This is a genomic window from Bradyrhizobium sp. Ken51 (genome assembly GCF_055807435.1).
Map to the genome: position 1 here is coordinate 1 of NZ_JBVVPB010000181.1, position 263 is coordinate 263.

The 263-nt window shown below is 55.5% G+C and carries 1 protein-coding gene; it reads left to right on the forward strand.

Annotated features, from left to right (window positions below; all coding sequences use genetic code 11):
• Positions 1-263, forward strand: a 263-nt coding sequence (locus AC0L27_RS41395) for a CoA transferase (protein WP_473323904.1), incomplete at both ends; no start/stop codon positions are given.

Sequence of the window (263 nt, forward strand, 5' to 3'; positions counted from 1 at the left end):
GTCAGTACGGCACCGAGGAGTACACCAATCTTCCGGCCTATAACACTATCGCCCAGGCCTTTAGTGGTTACCTGATTCAGAACGGTGATGTTGACCAGCCAATGCCTGCCTTCCCGTATACCGCCGATTACTTTTCTGGCCTGACCGCCACCACGGCGGCGCTGGCAGCACTGCATAAAGTGCGTGAAACCGGTAAAGGCGAAAGTATCGACACGCAGCCAGAACAGGCCACAAATCAACCAACCGATAGCAAACCCCGCAGC